This window comes from Vibrio sp. WZ-1 (genome assembly GCF_052037695.1).
GTDB lineage: Bacteria > Pseudomonadota > Gammaproteobacteria > Enterobacterales > Vibrionaceae > Vibrio.
In genome coordinates, this window is sequence record NZ_JBQEQR010000083.1 from 158,377 (window position 1) to 177,270 (window position 18,894).

At 45.1% G+C, this 18,894-nt stretch carries 18 protein-coding genes and 1 tRNA gene; 11 read left to right on the plus strand and 8 right to left on the minus strand.

Annotated elements, in window-relative coordinates:
• Nucleotides 1-12: 12 nt before the first annotated feature.
• Entirely contained in the window at nt 13-786 is a 774-nt protein-coding gene (locus ACTS60_RS20600; RefSeq protein WP_440889776.1) for an ion transporter, read from the plus strand.
• 23 nt (nt 787-809) lie between these two features.
• Here ACTS60_RS20600 and ACTS60_RS20605 read toward each other — a convergent pair whose 3' ends face one another.
• Nucleotides 810-2,342, minus strand: a complete 1,533-nt coding sequence (locus ACTS60_RS20605) for a CYTH and CHAD domain-containing protein (RefSeq protein ID WP_440889777.1) — start codon at nt 2,340-2,342, stop codon at nt 810-812.
• 205 nt (nt 2,343-2,547) lie between these two features.
• Here ACTS60_RS20605 and ACTS60_RS20610 point away from each other — a divergent pair, with 205 nt between their 5' ends.
• The 3 genes from ACTS60_RS20610 to ACTS60_RS20620 all read left to right on the plus strand — a co-directional run bounded on the left by ACTS60_RS20610 (nt 2,548) and on the right by ACTS60_RS20620 (nt 5,409).
• Nucleotides 2,548-3,228, plus strand: a complete 681-nt coding sequence (locus ACTS60_RS20610) for a TIGR00153 family protein (RefSeq protein WP_440889778.1) — start codon at nt 2,548-2,550, stop codon at nt 3,226-3,228.
• A 130-nt stretch (nt 3,229-3,358) separates the two neighbouring features.
• On the plus strand, nt 3,359-4,618 hold the full coding sequence (locus tag ACTS60_RS20615) for an inorganic phosphate transporter (protein ID WP_440889779.1): 1,260 nt from the start codon (nt 3,359-3,361) through the stop codon (nt 4,616-4,618).
• Nucleotides 4,619-4,797: 179 nt separating this feature from the next.
• Entirely contained in the window at nt 4,798-5,409 is a 612-nt protein-coding gene (locus ACTS60_RS20620) for a TIGR04211 family SH3 domain-containing protein (RefSeq protein WP_440889780.1), read from the plus strand.
• Nucleotides 5,410-5,476: 67 nt separating this feature from the next.
• Here the strand turns inward: ACTS60_RS20620 and ACTS60_RS20625 are convergent, their stop codons facing one another.
• Together ACTS60_RS20625 and ACTS60_RS20630 are read right to left on the minus strand one after the other, a co-directional pair.
• On the minus strand, nt 5,477-6,199 hold the full coding sequence (locus tag ACTS60_RS20625) for a general secretion pathway protein GspB (protein ID WP_440889781.1): 723 nt from the start codon (nt 6,197-6,199) through the stop codon (nt 5,477-5,479).
• On the minus strand, nt 6,199-7,818 hold the full coding sequence (locus tag ACTS60_RS20630) for an AAA family ATPase (protein ID WP_440889782.1): 1,620 nt from the start codon (nt 7,816-7,818) through the stop codon (nt 6,199-6,201). Before ACTS60_RS20630 ends, ACTS60_RS20625 begins: the two co-directional genes overlap by 1 nt.
• Nucleotides 7,819-7,977: 159 nt before the next feature.
• Here ACTS60_RS20630 and ACTS60_RS20635 point away from each other — a divergent pair, with 159 nt between their 5' ends.
• Complete coding sequence (locus ACTS60_RS20635; protein WP_440889783.1) at nt 7,978-9,198, plus strand: multifunctional CCA addition/repair protein; 1,221 nt, start codon at nt 7,978-7,980, stop codon at nt 9,196-9,198.
• Nucleotides 9,199-9,268: 70 nt separating this feature from the next.
• On the opposite strand, the gene ACTS60_RS20640 is transcribed toward ACTS60_RS20635, so the two are convergent.
• The 3 genes from ACTS60_RS20640 to folB are packed head-to-tail and all read right to left on the minus strand — an operon-like array spanning nt 9,269 to nt 10,927.
• Nucleotides 9,269-10,072: an undecaprenyl-diphosphate phosphatase gene (locus tag ACTS60_RS20640; protein WP_440889784.1), complete on the minus strand. Its 804-nt coding sequence runs from the start codon at nt 10,070-10,072 to the stop codon at nt 9,269-9,271.
• A gap of 16 nt (nt 10,073-10,088) precedes the next feature.
• Nucleotides 10,089-10,571: a 2-amino-4-hydroxy-6-hydroxymethyldihydropteridine diphosphokinase gene (gene folK, locus ACTS60_RS20645; protein ID WP_440889785.1), complete on the minus strand. Its 483-nt coding sequence runs from the start codon at nt 10,569-10,571 to the stop codon at nt 10,089-10,091.
• On the minus strand, nt 10,568-10,927 hold the full coding sequence (folB, locus tag ACTS60_RS20650; RefSeq protein ID WP_440889786.1) for a bifunctional dihydroneopterin aldolase/7,8-dihydroneopterin epimerase: 360 nt from the start codon (nt 10,925-10,927) through the stop codon (nt 10,568-10,570). The genes folK and folB overlap by 4 nt, the downstream gene beginning before the upstream one ends.
• Before the next feature lie 201 nt (nt 10,928-11,128).
• Here folB and plsY point away from each other — a divergent pair, with 201 nt between their 5' ends.
• Nucleotides 11,129-11,740 carry a glycerol-3-phosphate 1-O-acyltransferase PlsY gene (gene plsY, locus ACTS60_RS20655; RefSeq protein ID WP_440889787.1) on the plus strand — a complete coding sequence of 204 codons (612 nt, stop codon included), beginning with the start codon at nt 11,129-11,131 and terminating at the stop codon, nt 11,738-11,740.
• Between the two features lie 37 nt (nt 11,741-11,777).
• Here the strand turns inward: plsY and ACTS60_RS20660 are convergent, their stop codons facing one another.
• The gene (locus tag ACTS60_RS20660; RefSeq protein WP_440889788.1) at nt 11,778-12,593 is read right to left on the minus strand and encodes an alpha/beta fold hydrolase; all 816 of its coding nucleotides are present in this window, start codon (nt 12,591-12,593) and stop codon (nt 11,778-11,780) included.
• 178 nt (nt 12,594-12,771) lie between these two features.
• Complete coding sequence (tsaD, locus tag ACTS60_RS20665) at nt 12,772-13,788, minus strand: tRNA (adenosine(37)-N6)-threonylcarbamoyltransferase complex transferase subunit TsaD (protein ID WP_038885795.1); 1,017 nt, start codon at nt 13,786-13,788, stop codon at nt 12,772-12,774.
• Nucleotides 13,789-14,018: 230 nt separating this feature from the next.
• Between tsaD and rpsU the strand changes: the two genes are divergently transcribed.
• From rpsU to ACTS60_RS20690, 5 genes are all read left to right on the plus strand, one after another.
• Nucleotides 14,019-14,234: a 30S ribosomal protein S21 gene (gene rpsU, locus ACTS60_RS20670; RefSeq protein ID WP_001145625.1), complete on the plus strand. Its 216-nt coding sequence runs from the start codon at nt 14,019-14,021 to the stop codon at nt 14,232-14,234.
• A 28-nt stretch (nt 14,235-14,262) separates the two neighbouring features.
• The gene (locus ACTS60_RS20675) at nt 14,263-14,706 is read left to right on the plus strand and encodes a GatB/YqeY domain-containing protein (RefSeq protein WP_440889789.1); all 444 of its coding nucleotides are present in this window, start codon (nt 14,263-14,265) and stop codon (nt 14,704-14,706) included.
• A 149-nt stretch (nt 14,707-14,855) separates the two neighbouring features.
• Nucleotides 14,856-16,616, plus strand: a complete 1,761-nt coding sequence (gene dnaG, locus ACTS60_RS20680) for a DNA primase (RefSeq protein ID WP_440889790.1) — start codon at nt 14,856-14,858, stop codon at nt 16,614-16,616.
• A gap of 99 nt (nt 16,617-16,715) precedes the next feature.
• Nucleotides 16,716-18,578 carry an RNA polymerase sigma factor RpoD gene (gene rpoD, locus ACTS60_RS20685; protein ID WP_038885797.1) on the plus strand — a complete coding sequence of 621 codons (1,863 nt, stop codon included), beginning with the start codon at nt 16,716-16,718 and terminating at the stop codon, nt 18,576-18,578.
• Between the two features lie 144 nt (nt 18,579-18,722).
• Nucleotides 18,723-18,798: transfer RNA gene (locus ACTS60_RS20690), tRNA-Ile, on the plus strand.
• Nucleotides 18,799-18,894 lie beyond the last annotated feature (96 nt).

The following is an 18,894-nucleotide window of genomic DNA, read 5'->3' on the forward strand; positions in this document are numbered from 1 at the left end:
TTCGAGCTTCGTATGAAAAGCAATAATACCAAAGACAGCACTAAACCGATGAGCCTGCTGTCACTGATCCTGTCATTTATGGCGCTATTTGTGATCTCAGGCTTACTATTTTTGCCCATTACACATGAAACCCGTCAGGTTCTTATCGGTCTCGATTTTATAATCTGTAGTATTTTTCTACTGCAGCTCACCATAGATTTGATCCGAGCCACAGATCGTCGGTTATATTTCAAACAACACTGGATCGATTTTGTGGCAAGCATCCCAATGATCGAACCTCTTCGCTTTGCACGCCTGTTTCATATTTTGCGCGTAATTTTGGTACTTAGATCATCAAAGTTCATTCTTTATCAGCTCAAAAATAACCGTAGAGAGACTACTTTAGCTTCAATTTTATTGTTGATGGTGGTGCTGATTACTCTTGGTTCTAGTGCCATGTTGTTCATTGAAGGGCAGAATCCAGAATCAAACATCCAAACTGGTACAGACGCTTTATGGTGGGCATTTGTCACCATCTCAACCGTTGGTTATGGTGATCATTATCCAGTGACAACTGGTGGTAAATTACTTGCCGTACTGATCATTATTTGTGGCGTGGGTATCTTCGGTATGATTTCTGGTTTGATTACGTCGATTCTTACCGCTCCAACCCGACAACAAGATCATCGCTCGAAAAACAAAGAAAAGCTGTTAGAGCAAGTATTGGATAGACAAGAACAGATCTTAAATCGACTGCAATCCATCGAAGATGAATTGCATGAGCAGAAACAACAGGCAAAAAAATAGGACCTTGCGGTCCTATTTGTTTTTTATTCTTGCCAGTATGGTTCAACTTCAACACCGATAGCACGAGTCTGATCCATCGCATGTAAGATTGAACGTTCTTGACGGTGCAACCAACGTTCTAATTGCTCTTGCTCTTCCCCTTCTAACATACCGATTAATGGTAGTAGATGGTTCAACATTAACAGATCATCGATACCATGGACCAAGTCAGCCCAAGGTAATCGGAACGTATTGCGCTCTTCTGCATCGTACAAGCTCGCAAATCCAATACCAGTGTACAAGTTACGTAGCAAGCGATAGCGTTGATCCACGTACTCTTGTGCAGACAGTTCGCGTTCTGCTGGGAAAGCTTCCATCAGCTCCGCCCAAGTACGATCAAGTTGCTTTACCGAGAAAGGCAGGATATTACTCGACATCTTCTCACGCGCTTTGTCATCTAAGAATGGCTGCCAACCTCGCGTCAAAATCCAGCGACTCAAATCAAGTAGCAAACCGGTATAACGTGCCGAACTTAATAGCTCTAACACCTCTTCACGGCTTGGTAGTTCACCCAATTGTTGTGTCAGCTCAGAGACAAGGAACTTACGCGCATCAAGTTTGCGCAGTACGTTACCTTTATCGTCCAATAGCTCTTCTAAGTGTGCGTGCTCATCTAGCCACTCTAGCTCTTCTTCTAGCCACTTCATTTCTTGACGAAGAATTGCACTGGCGCGACGCGGCACCATACTGCCAAAAATAGTAAAGGTTTGGCGAATAAAGCGAATCGCATTGACGATTTCGCGCAGAGATTCCACGCAATCACGTTCTGTAAAGATTTGCTCGTGGTAATGCCAATGGGACAACGCATGCTCTAGAGAATTGATAAAACAGTATTCGACCGTGTCATTTTTGCTGCTATCCACTAAAGAAAGTGGCTTCACTTCATCACCGACATAACCACTAGCCAAGCGATAGCCTTTTGCCGCTTTGCTTAAGTTACCAAGGCGCATACCACCCGCTTCGCACAAGCTGCGAGCAAGCGTAAATAGCGCATCTGTCTGGCCAGATTTCAGCTCAAGCTCAACTTCACAGATAGGATCTTGTTTCTCTTCACCATCTTCACCTAGGGCAATCACGGCCCCTTGGTCGAAGGCAACTTCGATCTGGCTGCCATCCGGCATACCAATCAACCATTGTTCACGAGTAAAGTTAGTAGAGAATAGCGGTGTCAGTTCCGCTTGCAGCGTTGCGACCTCTTTACCAGTTGGCCAGATATCAGAAGGATGAAGCGTGAGGTCTGGCTCATTACTGGTGTGCTCAGCGTTGTATTCTGGTCTTTGATGAAGGCCCGCAACAACGCGTCCTGCTGTTTTCACAGTTTGGACAAAAACATCATCAAAACGGCGAATTCTTAAACCAATGTCGTGCTTTCTTAACCATTTATCAGCGGTATCAAAATAGGTGTTACCTAAGTCACGACTACTGTGCTGAAGTACTTTTGTTTCAGAAATTTTATCTCTTAAAGTTTCTGAAAATTCAGGAGAAACAAAAAACTTCAGTTCTATCTCGGTTTCCATAGCTATACCTTTCAAAGCAGATAGAAACAGGATATTGCCTAATTTCTCACACGGCAAGAAAGAAATATCACCCGAATGATGATCTAAAACAGTTTAAATGAGCGATTTAATGCGTTAACATGCGCGCCTTTATAGCCATCGTTCAACATTTCGCCAAGAAATGGTGTATGTTTTTTTAAGGTTATAGCTATTAGGTTGAATGACCATGCCAGTAAATACAATTATGGGGTTATTTGCAAAGTCCCCAATTAAGCCTTTGCAGCGCCACGTTGTGTGTGTCAACGAATGTTGTTCACACCTAGTTAAGTTCTTTGAAGTCTCTTCAAAGGGTGACTGGGAAAAAGCATCTGAGATCCGTTCTCAAATTTCTCACTTAGAGAAAGAAGCGGACGTGCTAAAACGTGAAATCCGTCTAAAACTGCCTCGCGGTTTGTTTATGCCAGTCGATCGTACTGACATGCTTGAGCTTCTGACTCAACAAGACAAACTTGCTAACTTGGCAAAAGACATTGCTGGCCGTGTATATGGTCGTCAACTTGTCATTCCTGAGGTTCTCCAACCAAACTTCCTCGCATACGTTCAACGTTGTCTTGATGCGGCTGACCAGGCGCAAAAAGTAATCAACGAACTTGATGAACTCCTAGAGACCGGCTTCAAAGGCCGCGAAGTAACGCTCGTTGCTGAAATGATTCATCAATTGGACGTTATTGAAGATGATACCGATGCAATGCAGATTGAACTTCGTCAACAACTAATGACGATTGAATCTGGCATGAACCCTATCGATGTCATGTTCTTGTACAAGATTCTTGAATGGGTAGGTGGTATTGCCGACCAAGCGCAGCGCGTAGGTGCTCGTTTGGAAGTCATGCTATCTCGATCTTAAAACATAAGTTAACGACATAACGAAGAGCATTATTAACACGAGTCCAGTGGACGATGACAATATTCATCGTCTTCTGGTTTGACGCGCGTAAAATTTTGCTCCGCTTGTTATAAAACAACTAGGTATTACGATGGATATCCTTGCGAACTACGGCACTGTCCTGATTATTGTTGCAGCGATTTTTGGTTTCATGATGGCGATTGGTATTGGCGCGAACGACGTTGCTAATGCTATGGGTACATCTGTAGGTTCAAAAGCGCTAACCGTAAAACAAGCGATCATCATTGCGATGATCTTCGAATTTGCGGGTGCATATCTTGCAGGTGGTGAAGTAACCGACACTATCCGTAAAGGTGTTATCGAAACATCTCTATTTGCTAGCCAACCTGACATTCTTGTCTACGGTATGATGTCAGCGCTTCTTGCCGCTGGTACTTGGCTTCTACTTGCTTCTTACATGGGCTGGCCTGTGTCTACTACTCACTCAATTATCGGTGCGATCATCGGTTTTGCTTGTGTATCTGTAGGTACTGAAGCGGTTGACTGGAGCAGTGTTCAAGGGATTGTCGGTAGCTGGATTATTACTCCGGTTATCTCAGGCTTCTTTGCTTACGTCATTTTTGTCAGCGCACAGCGTCTGATCTTTGATACTGAGAACCCACTATTCAACGCAAAACGTTTCGTTCCAGTTTACATGTTCATCACGACTATGGTGATTGCACTTGTAACTATCAAGAAAGGTCTGAAACACGTTGGTCTTCACCTAAGCAATGGCGAAGCATGGATGTGGGCAGCAATCGTATCTGCAGCAGTAATGGCTGGCGGTTACTTCTACATTCAGAAAAAATTCGCAGATCGCGAAGAAGACCGCAGCTTTGCTGGCGTAGAAGGCATCTTCAGCGTACTAATGGTTATCACGGCGTGTGCGATGGCATTCGCTCACGGCTCAAACGACGTAGCTAACGCGATCGGTCCACTGTCTGCTGTTGTTTCAACAGTTGAGCACATGGGTGAAGTAACAGCGAAAAGCACAATCGCATGGTGGATTCTTCCTCTAGGTGGTTTCGGTATCGTGGTTGGTCTTGCAACACTAGGTCACAAAGTAATGGCGACGGTTGGTACAGGTATCACTGAACTAACACCAAGCCGTGGCTTTGCTGCTCAGTTAGCAACAGCATGTACAGTCGTTCTTGCATCTGGTACTGGTCTACCTATCTCTACAACGCAAACACTAGTTGGTGCTGTTCTAGGTGTAGGTTTTGCTCGCGGTATCGCAGCACTGAACCTAGGCGTAGTTCGTAACATCGTGGCATCATGGATTGTTACACTACCAGCCGGCGCACTATTGGCAGTGGTATTCTTCTACGGCCTACAAGCGGCATTCTCGTAAGAACCACGAGTCCATAGATTGTTAGCGTATTGTCATTATTGACTCAAACGCACAGAAAGGGAGGCTTTGCCTCCCTTCTTTGTTGCACCGACGTTTGAAACTGCATAATATTCGTCTATTTCCGGCTCCAATAATTCGGTGCCAAAGCTGTATCCAAGAAAATCGTTAAGGGATTTACTGTGAAAAAACTAATCATCACGGTTTTGTTTACTTTGCTAGCAGCGCCAACTGCACTAGCGGCAGACCGTTATATTTCTGATGACCTATTCACTTTTATGCACTCTGGTCCAAACAACACTTACCGCATTATGGGTAGTGTTAACGCAGGTTCTAAAGTACAACTGCTTCAAACCAATAAAGACACGGGTTACACCCAGGTACGTGACTCACGTGGCCGTACAGGTTGGGTACAAAGCAAATTCGTAACCAACCAAGAAAGCATGGCTATTCGCTTACCTCGTGTAGAAAAAGAACTGAAAGAAGTGAAAGAACAACTGGCAAACGCACGTCAGAATTCAGACACTGAAAAAGCAGGTCTCGTTACATCACTAGAAACGCGTAACCACCAGATCTCTGACCTAGAGAAGAAATACTCTGAGATCAGCGATCAACTCACATCTGCACAAACAGAAAACCGTGAGCTTCGCGCAAAACTAGATACACAGAAAGATGACATGCTACTGAAGTACTTTACTTACGGTGGTGGTGTCGCTGGTATTGGTCTGCTATTTGGTTTGGTTCTTCCTCACGTGATGCCACGCAGAAAGAAATCGCCAGCAGGTTGGGCATAAAAATACCCCATTCGAACAAAATAAAAGCCAGTCGACTAGACTGGCTTTTTCGTTTTAAGTTCGAAAGCTAACCTTGCCACTCATACAACGCTGGAATACGGATCTGTTCTCCTTGGAACTCAACAATAACAGATTGAGGTTGAATTTCTTTTAGCGTTACTTGCCCGTCAACAACATCACCTTGATGGTACTCTACGTTATTGATCTTAACCCAGCGTCGATGGGTATCACTTGAATACATGTGTGTTTGAAGGTTTAGAGCCGGAAGACGCCCACGCCATTGCTGAGCATCTCGCTCTAGGTCATTAACCGCAACATCTTGTGTGATAGGTTGCTGCTGGTTACTTGCCAAAGCGTTTTCAACTTTCATTGCTAGATCCGGAGATAGTGAAGACAAGTCCAAATCATCGAGTGATAGTCCAAGGTCATCCTGGCTTTGAATGGTTGGGCTCGTTTGTTCAGTACGCATAGATGAAGCCAATTGCTCTTGCTCACCTTGTACAAAACCATTATCAGCATAGCCTTCTTCTACAAAGGTACCGATTTTCTGTGACCATTCCGCCGTTGGCCACTCACGAGGCAATTGCGCTAATTGTGCCTCTTGAGGATAGTTCAGGCTTTCAAACCTTGGTCTCACTTGAGTGAAGTCTGTTGTAACCTGTAATTCTGGAGTGTCTACCGCTTCAGGTACCGCAGACTCTTGGGAGAATAAATCCAAATACCAAGCAGCACCAACGGCAGTAAGGCTAACAGGTAATAAGAACAGCCCCACATGTTTCAATACTGACATTATGCCCCCTCCTCACTGATAAGCCCTAACACCGGAGCACTGGATTGCACACTCTGCTGTAAACGGTCCAACGTACGTTGACCTGCAATACCATCCACACCGATCCCTTGCCAACGCTGGAACAATTCAACTCGTTCTTTTAACTGACTATCAAAGATATCTGTACCTAAAGGCTGCTCGCTTACCGCCTCAGCTAAAAGCTGATCAAGTACTTCAATCGCAGGGCCTTCCATGTCTAAGCGTAAAGTGTCTTTCAGTGGCGCTTGCCATAACTCGATAATATTGCCCTGCCACAATGGTTTGAGCCATGACACAGGTAAACGAAGGCGTTGAGTACCATTAAGCACTTCGACTTTGTCATCACCAATCGCATACAAAATCACATAGCCAACTTGGCCTTGGTAGTTTAACTCTAAAATAACCGGGCGGTTTTGCTGCACTAATAGCGGCCATGTCGCCATTTTACGTTCACAGCGCATGGTTGATTGTGGCTCTGACAAACATAAGTTGTCACGGACAGAGGCTCGATATCCCCAAAGCTTATATAGCTCATTTACAGCTAAATTAGATTGTGTTTGTGCCAATAGCATATCGCGCTGTTCATTTGTCAGTTGCTCATTGACGACAGAAGCGGATACAGGTTGTCTCTGCACGACTTCCGCAGACTGAACCTTCATTGGTAACATCGGTGGCATTTGCTGCGTCACCGCCCAACCAATACCAAGAGCGACACAGACACCGATACCGACAGAGCCCCAAGCAGGCCATTCAAAACTGCGGCGAATCGGTTTATCTTGCTGATAAATCTCCGCTTGGAACTGCATCACCTCTTCACAAGCTTGATGCACCGTTTGTTTATCCACGACCACACTACCTTTGTGATAACTGATGTTCAGAGACTTATCACAAATCAGGTTTATTAGACGTGGAATACCGTGACTGTATTTGGCAATCAACTTGGTCGAGCTTCGATCAAACAGCTGTTTATCCCCACCAGCGGTATGTAGTCGGAACGTGATGTAGTCTGCGGTTTCCTTTTCATCCAGTGGTAGTAAGTGATAACGGCCTGTTATGCGCTGCGCAAGCTGACGTAACTGTGTCGTTTGCAATAAGCGTTGCAACTCTGGCTGACCGACCAAAAGCACTTTAAGTAGTTTTCGTGTATCCGTTTCTAGGTTAGTCAGTAAACGCAACTGTTCGAGTACATCTGCAGCTAAATGCTGTGCTTCATCAATCACTAGTAGCGTTTGCCAACCGGATTTATGGTTGTGCTTCAAATATTCATAGATGGCTTGATTTAGCTGCTTAAGCGTCGCTTCTTGTGGATAGGCAACGTTGAATTCATCACAGATAGCTTCCAGCAAATCTCGACTTGAGAAGGTCGGATTGAGGATTAACCCTGCTTTGGTGTCCTCATTCAAGTTCGCCAACATAGCTTTTGCAACCGTGGTTTTACCTGTTCCTACCTCGCCAGTTAGCATGGCAAAACCACCACCATCGCCTAACCCCGCTTGAAGGTGTGTAATCGCCTCTTTGTGACGCTGACTCAGATACAGATAACGCGAGTTTGGAACAATAGAAAATGGCAGTTCAACAAACCCAAAAAAGTCCTTATACATAGGATCTCCAGCTAAAACCCACCCGCTATTTAATCGGGAAATTCCTTCATAGACCTAAAAGAGACTGTTCATCTTCGTTTTAGTTCTTTTAGGAGTAATGCAAATTACCATTGCTTGCTACAATGTCCAACGGCATATCAATAAATTAAGAGGTAATGCGTGCAAGTTTATTTAGTTGGCGGTGCGGTTCGAGATCATTTACTTGGCATTGATAGCTATGACAAAGACTGGGTTGTGGTTGGAGCTACGCCAGAAATCATGCTCAGCCAAGGTTATACAGCAGTAGGTAAAGACTTTCCTGTGTTCTTGCACCCCAAAAGTAAAGAAGAGCACACCCTTGCACGAACTGAGAGAAAATCAGGCTCTGGCTATACCGGTTTTGAGTGCTTCTTTGATCAAAGCGTTACCTTAGAAGATGATCTGATCCGCCGCGATCTCACCATTAATGCCATGGCTATGGACGATAACGGCAAACTTTATGATCCCTATGGCGGCCAACAAGATCTACAAGCCAAACTGTTACGCCATGTTTCGAAGGCATTTAGCGAAGATCCTCTTCGTGTTCTGCGTGTAGCCCGTTTTGCCGCCAAGTTAGCACACTTAGGCTTTAGTGTAGCAGATGAAACCATGCTGCTTATGCGCGAAATGGCGAAGTCTGGTGAGCTGAGCACGCTAACACCAGAACGTGTTTGGCAAGAATGGTACAAGTCGCTTTCTACATCACGTCCAGATGTATTCTTATCTGTACTTAAAGAGTGCGGTGCATTAGCAGTCGTATTGCCTGAAATTGATGCACTTTTTGGTGTACCTCAACCTGAAAAATGGCATCCAGAAATCGATACTGGAGTCCATACCTTAATGGTGGCAGAACAAGCTGCAAAGCTCAGTAACTCGCTGCCAGTCAGATTTGCAGCGCAAGTACATGATCTGGGTAAAGGAGTGACGCCAGAAAACGAGTGGCCAAGCCATAAAATGCATTGTCACACTGGCTTGAAGCTGATTAAAAAGTTATGTGATCGCGTACGCGTACCGAATGAGTTTCGCGATTTAGCATTAATGGTGTGTGAGCAACACTCAAATATCCATCGTGCTGGCGAACTCAAACCACAAACCATCATTAAGATTCTTAACAAATTTGATGTCTGGCGTAAGTCCGAGCGCTTACAAGATATCTTGATTTGCTGCCAAGCCGATCATGCGGGACGCAAAGGGCTAGAGGACCAACCTTACCCACAAGCAGAACTGTTTATGCAAGCTTATCAAGCGGCGGCATCGGTCGATGTACAAGCGATTATCAAAGATGGCTTCAAAGGCCCAGCGATTCGTGATGAACAAGAGAAGCGTCGCATTGAAGCGGTCAGAGTCACGCTAGGAAAATAGACCAATAGGTACATAACGAACAAACAAAAACGCCCGCTTCATTAAGCGGGCGTTTTCATTTTGATTAGATTTAAGCCGTTAGCAGAAACGCAAACAGACCGAACCCTAAAATCAAACGGTAAATCACAAATGGGGTCATGCCCATACGTGAAATCATTCTCAAGAAGAAGTGGATACAGATGTAGGCACTGATGAATGATGTCACAATACCTGTCAGTAAGAAGCCCACGTGGACCGGCTCACCACTGGTTACCAATTTCATACCTAAGTAACCACCCGCAAGTGCAATGATTGGGATCGACATTAAGAATGAAAAGCGTGCCGCCGCTTCACGGGTGAAGCCTAAGTATAGTGCAGCAGTAATGGTTGCCCCCGAGCGAGAGGTACCAGGAATCATTGCCAACGCCTGCGCAACACCAATAAATACAGCTTTCTTCCAACCCGTTTGGTATTCATCCGCAATTTGCTCGGCGTTCTTATCTACCCACCATAGCAACAGACCGAAGACTATCGTCGTCGTTGCAATCACGTAAGCGCTGCGAAGATAAATCTCGATGATGTCTTTCATCAGCAGACCAAATACACACGCAGGGATCGTCGCAATCACGATCATCCATGCGAGCTTTGCTTCTTTACTACGATCGCCTTTGAAAATAGAAGAAAATAGCGCTTGGAATAAGATCATCACTTCTTGGCGGAAATAGATCACCACCGCCATCAACGTACCAACGTGGACAGCAACATCAAATGCTAAACCTTGATCTTCCCAACCCAAAATGGCCGAAGGTAAAATCAAATGGGCAGAACTAGAGATTGGCAAAAACTCTGTCAGACCCTGAATCAGAGCCAAAATAAAGGCTTCAAAGTAACTCATGTAAATAACTCAAAAATTAAAGCGAAAAAGAAACGGGTTTAAGCGAAGATACTGACTTCATGTTCAACCAGATATCTGCAATTGTTCGTCCATCACCGGGGATGACTAAATTCGGTTCGAGATCATACAGGGGTTTTGTGACAAAAGGATATTTATAGATATCACTTCGCGGTAACTCTGGCTTTTGCTGCGATATACTCTCACCAAATAGGACTATATCGAGATCTAAGGTTCGATCCTGATATTTCTGCGCATTTTCCTCACGCCCCCACTTAAATTCAATCTCGCGCAAACGAACACTCAACTCTTCGAGTGACAACTCTGTAACAAAGCTAATGACAAAGTTGTAGAAATTTTGACTACTAAAGCCGATTGGCTCGCATTCATATATCGGCGATACACAAAGATCAGAACCTAACTTTTTTAGCTCTTGATAAGCAACATGCGCATGACGCTCTCTGTCTATATTGGAACCCACGCCGATATACGTTTTTATCATGCAGTGCCTCGCTCAATGACCACACCAACCGCACGAGCTTGAGGAACTGCGCCTGGTTTTGCTAAACGAATCTTCACCCAAGGCACCGAAAAGCGTTGCATAATAAGCTCTGCGACCTCTTCTGCGACACGCTCAACTAACAAAAAGCGGCCATTTTCGATGTGATTTAATACCGCCTCGCTCACTTGAGAGTAATCTAACGCATCTTGAACATCATCACTTTTACCCGCAGGTTTGTTGTCGTGTGCCATTTCGATATCGAGAACCAGCTTTTGCTTAATCTGCTGTTCCCAATCGTATACACCGATAGTGGTGATTACTTCTAACTGTTCAATAAATACTTTATCCAGAGCCATCTTCTGTCCTTTATGCAGAGGTCGGATACCCGACTGAAGGGTTTTGATCGTAAAATTAACTATCTGCGAGGATTCTTTATATACAGAACATGACACAATGCAAGTTCAATCGCAGAGAGTATTTTTGCAATATGTGAATTCGCGGTATGATACCAACAACCGGGGATATGAGCATTAAATTCCAATCCATCAAGGACTTCTATGGACGCACTGGCACTGATAATGACGATGGCAGCCTACTTACTGGGGTCAATCTCCAGTGCGGTACTGATTTGTCGTCTACTGAAATTGCCAGACCCAAGGGATGTTGGCTCAAATAACCCTGGAGCCACCAATGTACTAAGGATTGGAGGTAAAGGGGCGGCGGCGGCCGTTTTGTTGTGTGACATGCTAAAAGGCACGATCCCTGTCTGGAGTGGTTACTTTCTTGGCATTGACCCTATCATTCTTGGTGTGGTTGCGATTGCAGCATGTCTTGGTCACATGTACCCCATTTTCTTCCATTTTAAAGGCGGTAAAGGAGTAGCGACAGCGCTAGGTGCTATTGCTCCCATCGGACTAGACTTAACCGGGCTGGTAATGCTGACTTGGCTCTCAGTGGCCATTCTGTTTCGTTATTCTTCGCTAGCAGCCCTCGTTACCGTGTTGGTTACCCCTTTGTATGCCTGGATGTTTAAGCCGCAATATACCCTGCCCGTAGCAATGCTTTGTTGTTTAATCGTACTGAAGCACCACCAGAACATTCGCCGCCTATTGTCTGGGGAGGAGCCGAAAATCGGTGAGAAAAAATTAGTAGAAAAAAACTCGGCCTAATGCCGAGTTTTTTTGTCTTGAGCTATTGAGAGTTGAGCTATACATGAACTTTGTTTAAAAAGCTCAATAGCATTTGGTTCACAAACTCTGGCTGCTCTAAAGAGCTGATGTGCCCCGCTTCTGGAATCTCCACTAACTCACTGCCCGTAATGCAATCATTCATTAAGTAAGACTCAAAGACCGGACGTGGCTTATCTTCTCGTCCTACCGCAATCAAAGTTGGCAATGCGAACATTTCAGAATCTTCAATCACATCACGACGGCCAAATACCATACGACCAACACGAGCCACTTCGACTGCGCGCTCACCTTGCAATGCTTCTAAGCTTTGTTTGAATGAAGCCACCAACTCCGGACTCACTTGCTCAGCGTTGTTGGCAAAGAACAGCGGTGTTACGGCTTCAACAATCGGAGCAGGCACGGCTTGAACTTGGCTAATCGTATCTAGCATTGCGAAGTACTTTTTGTGCGTCACTTCTGGCTCTAGACCAATGAATGTATCCATCAGAACCAATGATTTCACGCGCTGCGGTGCTTGAGCGGTAAGCTCAGCCCCCCACATACCGCCCACAGATAAGCCAACAATAGAAAACTGCTCGATCTCTAAATGATCCATCAACGCCAGCATATGCTGAGCGTAATCCACCAAAGATCGTGTTGAAGCAGGCGCGGCATCCGATTCTCCATGTGCCCAAAGATCTGGCACGATACAACGGTATGATTGGCTCAACACTTCGATCTGTGGAGCCCACATTTGGTTGTCCCATAGATAGCTGTGACCAAACAGCAGAACTGGGCCCTCCCCCTTATCGAGGTAAGCAAGTTGCTGGCCTTCAATTTCAAACTTGTTCATTGTTATATCCATTTATTATTCTTGCGCACTATCCTATCACTGAAAAGAAACAGAACTGCTCCCATCAGTCGATATCCTTCATGATATTTTTCAGCCAAATAGCTAAAAATAAAGGCCTCTGATAAACAGAGACCTTTACAGGACAATATCTATTTCAAACCTTCATTTAGAAGTTTGATTAAGCAATCGGAGTTAGCTGATCAATTGGCCAACGCGGACGCGCTTCTACTGCCATATCTGATACTTCGCCATTTTTAAGGCGCTGCATACCTGCATAAGCAATCATCGCACCGTTGTCGGTACAAAACTCAGTACGAGGGTAGTAAACCTCACCGCCTACTTTCTTCGCTAGTTTTTCTAGCTCTGCACGTAAACGACGGTTCGCACTTACACCACCGGCAATAACGATGCGCTTCATGCCTGTTTGCTCTAATGCTCGTTTACATTTAATTGCCAGAGTAGCGCATACCGCTTCTTCAAATGCTAAAGCAATATCTGCTCGCGTTTGTTCATCATCACCATTTGCTGCGATGGTATTCGCAGTAAAGGTTTTCAAACCAGAGAAACTCATGTCCAAACCAGGTACGTTGGTCATAGGGCGTGGGAACTTAAAACGGCCCGGCGTGCCTTTCTCAGCCAACTTAGACAGCAGTGGACCACCAGGGTAATCCAAGCCCATTAGCTTCGCAGTTTTGTCAAACGCTTCACCCGCCGCATCGTCAATAGATTCGCCTAGGATTTTGTACTCACCGATGCCTTTTACTTCCACCATCATTGAGTGGCCGCCCGATACCAATACCGCAACAAATGGGAACGGCGGTGGGTTATCTTCTAACATAGGCGCTAATAGGTGGCCTTCCATATGGTGAACTGGCACCGCAGGCACACCCCAAGCGTAAGCAATACTGCGACCAATAGTTGCACCAACAAGCAGCGCGCCCACCAAACCAGGGCCAGCTGTGTATGCTACACCGTCGATGTCTTTAGAAGTCAGGTTTGCTTCTTTCAGCGCCTCTTTGATAAGAGGGATGGTTTTCTTAACATGGTCACGTGAAGCCAACTCAGGCACCACGCCGCCATAATCTGCGTGAAGTTTTACTTGGCTGTAAAGCTTGTGTGATAGAAGACCTTTTTCATCGTCATAAATCGCGATGCCAGTCTCGTCACAAGAGGTTTCAATACCAATAATGCGCATGGTTATCTCAGTATGCTTTCTATATAGAGGAAATTTGGGCGTCATATTACCCTGCCTTGGTGCTTCAAACAAATTTTGTACAGACAATAAGCGATAAAAGGCTTTACAAAGCTGTGTTGATCGGATTAAAATTCCGCACCATTTTTGATCAAGCTGGTAACTGACCAAACAATTGTGATTTGGTTCATTAAATTCCAGCGTTAACGAATAACCCCTGAGGTGAAAGGCATATGCCAGTAGTTAAAGTACGTGAAAACGAACCGTTCGACGTTGCTCTACGTCGTTTCAAGCGCTCTTGCGAAAAAGCAGGTATCCTTTCTGAAGTGCGTCGTCGTGAGCACTACGAAAAACCAACTACAGTTCGCAAACGCGCTAAAGCAGCAGCTCAAAAGCGTCACGCTAAGAAGCTAGCTCGCGAAAACGCTCGTCGCGTTCGCCTGTACTAATAACTGAGCTCCGGAAAGGAATTTAGTTATGGCTCTGATTGATAAACTCAAAGAAGAGCAAAAATTAGCGATGAAAGCCAAGGACAAATTGCGCCTTGGTACTATTCGTTTAGCTCTATCTGCAGTTAAGCAACGTGAAGTTGACGAACAGATTACTCTGGGCGACGACGACATTCTTGCTGTATTGACCAAGATGGTTAAACAACGTCGCGATTCTGTAACGCAATTTGAAGCAGCGGGTCGTCAAGATCTTGCTGATGCGGAACAAGCTGAAATTACCGTTCTTGAGGACTTTATGCCTCAACCGCTGACAGACGAAGAAGTTGCAGCTCTTATTGAGAGCGCGATTGCTGAATCTGGTGCAGCTGGCATGCAAGACATGGGCAAAGTAATGGGCGTTCTGAAACCGCAAATTCAAGGGCGTGCAGATATGGGTAAAGTAAGCGGTCTAGTTCGCGCTAAACTGGCTTAACACCCCACCCAATTGCAGCAAGCCGTGCTATCCTTTGGAACGCACGGCTTGTTTGTATCTGGCAGAATGGAATAACAAAAAGCTAAGTGTATGCTTTTTCTCTGTAACCCATTCACACCAATCATGATTTTCTTTTTTTGTTAGGTTTTATGGCTGGACACATCCCTCGTAGTTTTATTGATGACCTCCTAGCTCGACTCGATATTGTCGATATCATCGACGCACGCGTGAAACTTAAGAAAAAAGGCAAAAACTACGGAGCTTGTTGCCCGTTCCACAATGAAAAGACCCCATCATTCAGCGTAAGCCAAGAAAAGCAGTTTTATCACTGTTTTGGCTGTGGCGTGCACGGCAATGCTATCGACTTTATCATGGAATTCGAGCGCTTAGAGTTTGTCGAAGCGATTGAAGAGCTGGCGTCTTACCTCGGTTTGGATGTGCCACGCGAACAGCGCAGTGGCGGTGGTGGCCAATTTAACTCTGGTCCACAAGCAAGCAGCAGCGAAAAGCGTAGCCTTTACGATTTGATGGGCAGTATTGCTCAGTTCTATCGCAACCAGCTCAAGCAACCAGCAAGCAAAGTTGCAATTGAATACCTAAAAGATCGCGGTCTATCTGGCGAAATTGTACAGAAGTTCGGCATTGGTTATGTCGCCGATGAATGGGACTTAGTGCGTAAAAACTTCGGCCAGAACAAAGAGAACCAAGACATGCTTGTCACTGGTGGCATGTTGATTGAGAACGACAACGGTAACCGCTATGACCGCTTCCGTGGTCGTATCATGTTCCCGATTCGTGACCGTCGCGGTCGAGTGATCGGTTTTGGTGGACGCGTTCTTGGTGATGGCACTCCGAAATACCTTAACTCACCCGAAACACCTATCTTCCATAAAGGTAAAGAACTATACGGCCTTTATGAAGTTTTACAGGCATATCGTGAACCACCACGAATTTTAGTGGTTGAGGGGTATATGGATGTTGTGGCGCTCGCTCAATATGGCGTAGATTACTCCGTCGCTTCATTGGGAACGTCAACAACTGGCGATCATATCCAAATGCTGTTTCGCCAGACCAACACTGTTGTGTGTTGCTACGATGGTGACCGCGCCGGTAAAGAAGCGGCATGGCGCGCGCTGGAAAATGCGCTGCAATACCTAAAAACAGGCAATACCTTGAAATTCTTGTTCTTACCTGATGGTGAGGACCCAGATAGCTACGTTCGAAAATATGGCAAACAAGCCTTCGAACAACAAATCGAGCAAGCGACTCCATTATCAAGTTACCTGTTTGATAACTTGATTGAATTGCACCAAATTAATTTGGGCAACAATGAAGGTAAGTCGGCATTACGTGCCTACGCTAGCGCCTTGATCGACAAGATTCCTGATCCATACTTTCAGGAGTTACTCGAAAAATTGCTTGATGAGCGCACGGGCTTTGATAACCGCTTACGCCAACCACGTAAGAAAGCAAGCGAAACTCGACCTCAGCCGCACAAAGAGATCAAACGAACTCCAATGCGCGAGGTAATCGCTCTACTTATTCAGAATCCAAGCTATGCTCAAATGGTACCGGATCTTTCCTCTGTGAGAGATTTATCCATACCAGGCCTAAGTTTATTTGTTGATGTACTTGATAAATGTCAGGCACATCCCCATATCAACACAGGCCAATTATTAGAGCATTGGCGAAATAGCCAAAATGAGACCCTTCTGTCTCGTCTCGCGAGTTGGGATATCCCACTTGATGAGGACAACCAAGAAGAAATATTTTTAGACTCACTGGACAAAATAATTGCCCAGTGCGTAGAAAAGCAAATTGAAAACCTGCAGGCCAAAGCAAGAAGTGTCGGTTTATCAGCCGAAGAGAAAAGGGAGCTACTAGCACTTATGCTAGATTTAAAAGCGTAACCCTGTTTAATTAGTCAGCAACAATTTAATTTGTTATAGTAAGTGGTTTGCATTTCGCATACTGATTCCTTCACCAGATTACGAAGTTGGATACCGTCTATGGATCAAAATCCGCAGTCACAGCTAAAATTACTTGTTATTAAAGGCAAGGAACAAGGCTATCTGACCTACGCCGAAGTAAATGACCACCTACCTGCTGAAATCGTAGATTCAGAACAGGTAGAAGACATCATTCAGATGATTAACGACATGGGTATCAAGGTAGTAGAAACTGCTCCTGATGCTGATGACCTAGCTCTGAACGATGACAACAACATTACCGATGAAGATGCAGCTGAAGCTGCTGCTGCTGCGCTATCAAGCGTAGAGAGTGAAATCGGCCGAACCACTGACCCTGTGCGCATGTACATGCGTGAAATGGGTACGGTTGAGCTATTGACTCGCGAAGGCGAAATCGACATCGCAAAACGTATTGAAGAAGGTATTAACCAAGTTCAATCGTCTGTTGCTGAATACCCAGGCACTATCCCATACATCCTTGAGCAGTTTGATAAAGTACAAGCAGAAGAATTACGTCTTACTGACCTAATCTCTGGCTTTGTTGATCCAGACGCCGATGATACGACAGCTCCGACAGCAACACACATCGGTTCTGAACTAACTGAATCTCAGCTAGAAGATGAAGACGAAGAAGACGTTGATGAAGACGAAGATGGCGACGATAGCGATGATGATTCAGAAGAAGATGTAGGTATCGACCCTGAGCTAGCACTTGAGAAATTCAACCAGCTACGCAGCACGTACCAAAACCTTCAACTTGCAATCAACGAACACGGCTACGAAAGCCCGAAAGCGACCGTTGCAAATGAATTGATGCTAGACGTATTCAAAGAATTCCGTCTGACGCCAAAACAGTTTGATCATCTAGTGAACGAACTGCGTACTTCTATGGATCGCGTTCGTACTCAAGAACGCTTGATCATGAAGTCTACGGTTGAATACGGCAAAATGCCGAAGAAATCGTTCATTGCACTGTTCACTGGTAATGAATCTACAGATGCATGGCTAGATGAAGTTTTAGCTTCTGATAAGCCATACGCTGAAAAGATTAAACGTAACGAAGAAGAGATTCGCCGCTCAATCGCTAAACTAAAAATGATTGAGAACGAAACCTCTCTGACAGTACAAAATATTAAAGACATCAGCCGTCGTATGTCTATCGGTGAAGCGAAAGCTCGTCGTGCTAAGAAAGAGATGGTTGAAGCGAACTTACGTCTAGTAATTTCTATCGCTAAGAAGTACACCAACCGTGGTCTACAGTTCTTGGATCTTATCCAAGAAGGTAACATTGGTCTGATGAAAGCGGTAGATAAGTTCGAATACCGTCGTGGTTATAAGTTCTCGACTTACGCAACGTGGTGGATCCGTCAGGCAATCACTCGTTCTATCGCAGACCAAGCACGTACAATTCGTATTCCGGTGCACATGATCGAGACGATCAACAAGCTAAACCGTATCTCTCGTCAAATGCTACAAGAGATGGGTCGTGAGCCGCTACCGGAAGAACTGGCAGAGCGTATGCAAATGCCAGAAGATAAGATCCGTAAAGTACTGAAAATCGCTAAAGAGCCTATCTCAATGGAGACACCAATCGGTGACGACGAAGATTCGCATCTAGGTGACTTTATCGAGGATACGACGCTTGAGCTACCAGTAGACTCAGCAACGATGACCAGCTTGAAAGGTGCGACAAAAGACGTTCTTGCAGGCCTAACTCCTCGTGAAGCAAAAGTACTTCGTATGCGTTTTGGTATCGATATGAACACTGACCACACTCTAGAAGAGGTTGGTAAACAGTTCGACGTTACTCGTGAACGTATTCGTCAGATCGAAGCGAAAGCACTACGTAAACTACGTCACCCAAGCCGCTCAGAAACTCTGCGCAGCTTCCTAGACGAGTAATCGCAGCGATAAAAAGCAAAAAAGGTGACCATGAGTCACCTTTTTTATTATCCGTGAAGCTAAGTGAATAAAAACTAAGCGCAATTGGCCTACCTAGTGTCTAGACAGCTTGCAACGCTTCCCCTATAATCGTTGACCTATTAAGGCCCCTTAGCTCAGTGGTTAGAGCAGTCGACTCATAATCGATTGGTCCCCAGTTCAAGTCTGGGAGGGGCCACCATTATTCCTTAAGGCTTATGGAGAAATCCGTAAGCCTTTTTTCGTTCTAGTCCTTTCCATATCCGGTCCGCAATTACTTCGGGTAAGCTCTGGTCTA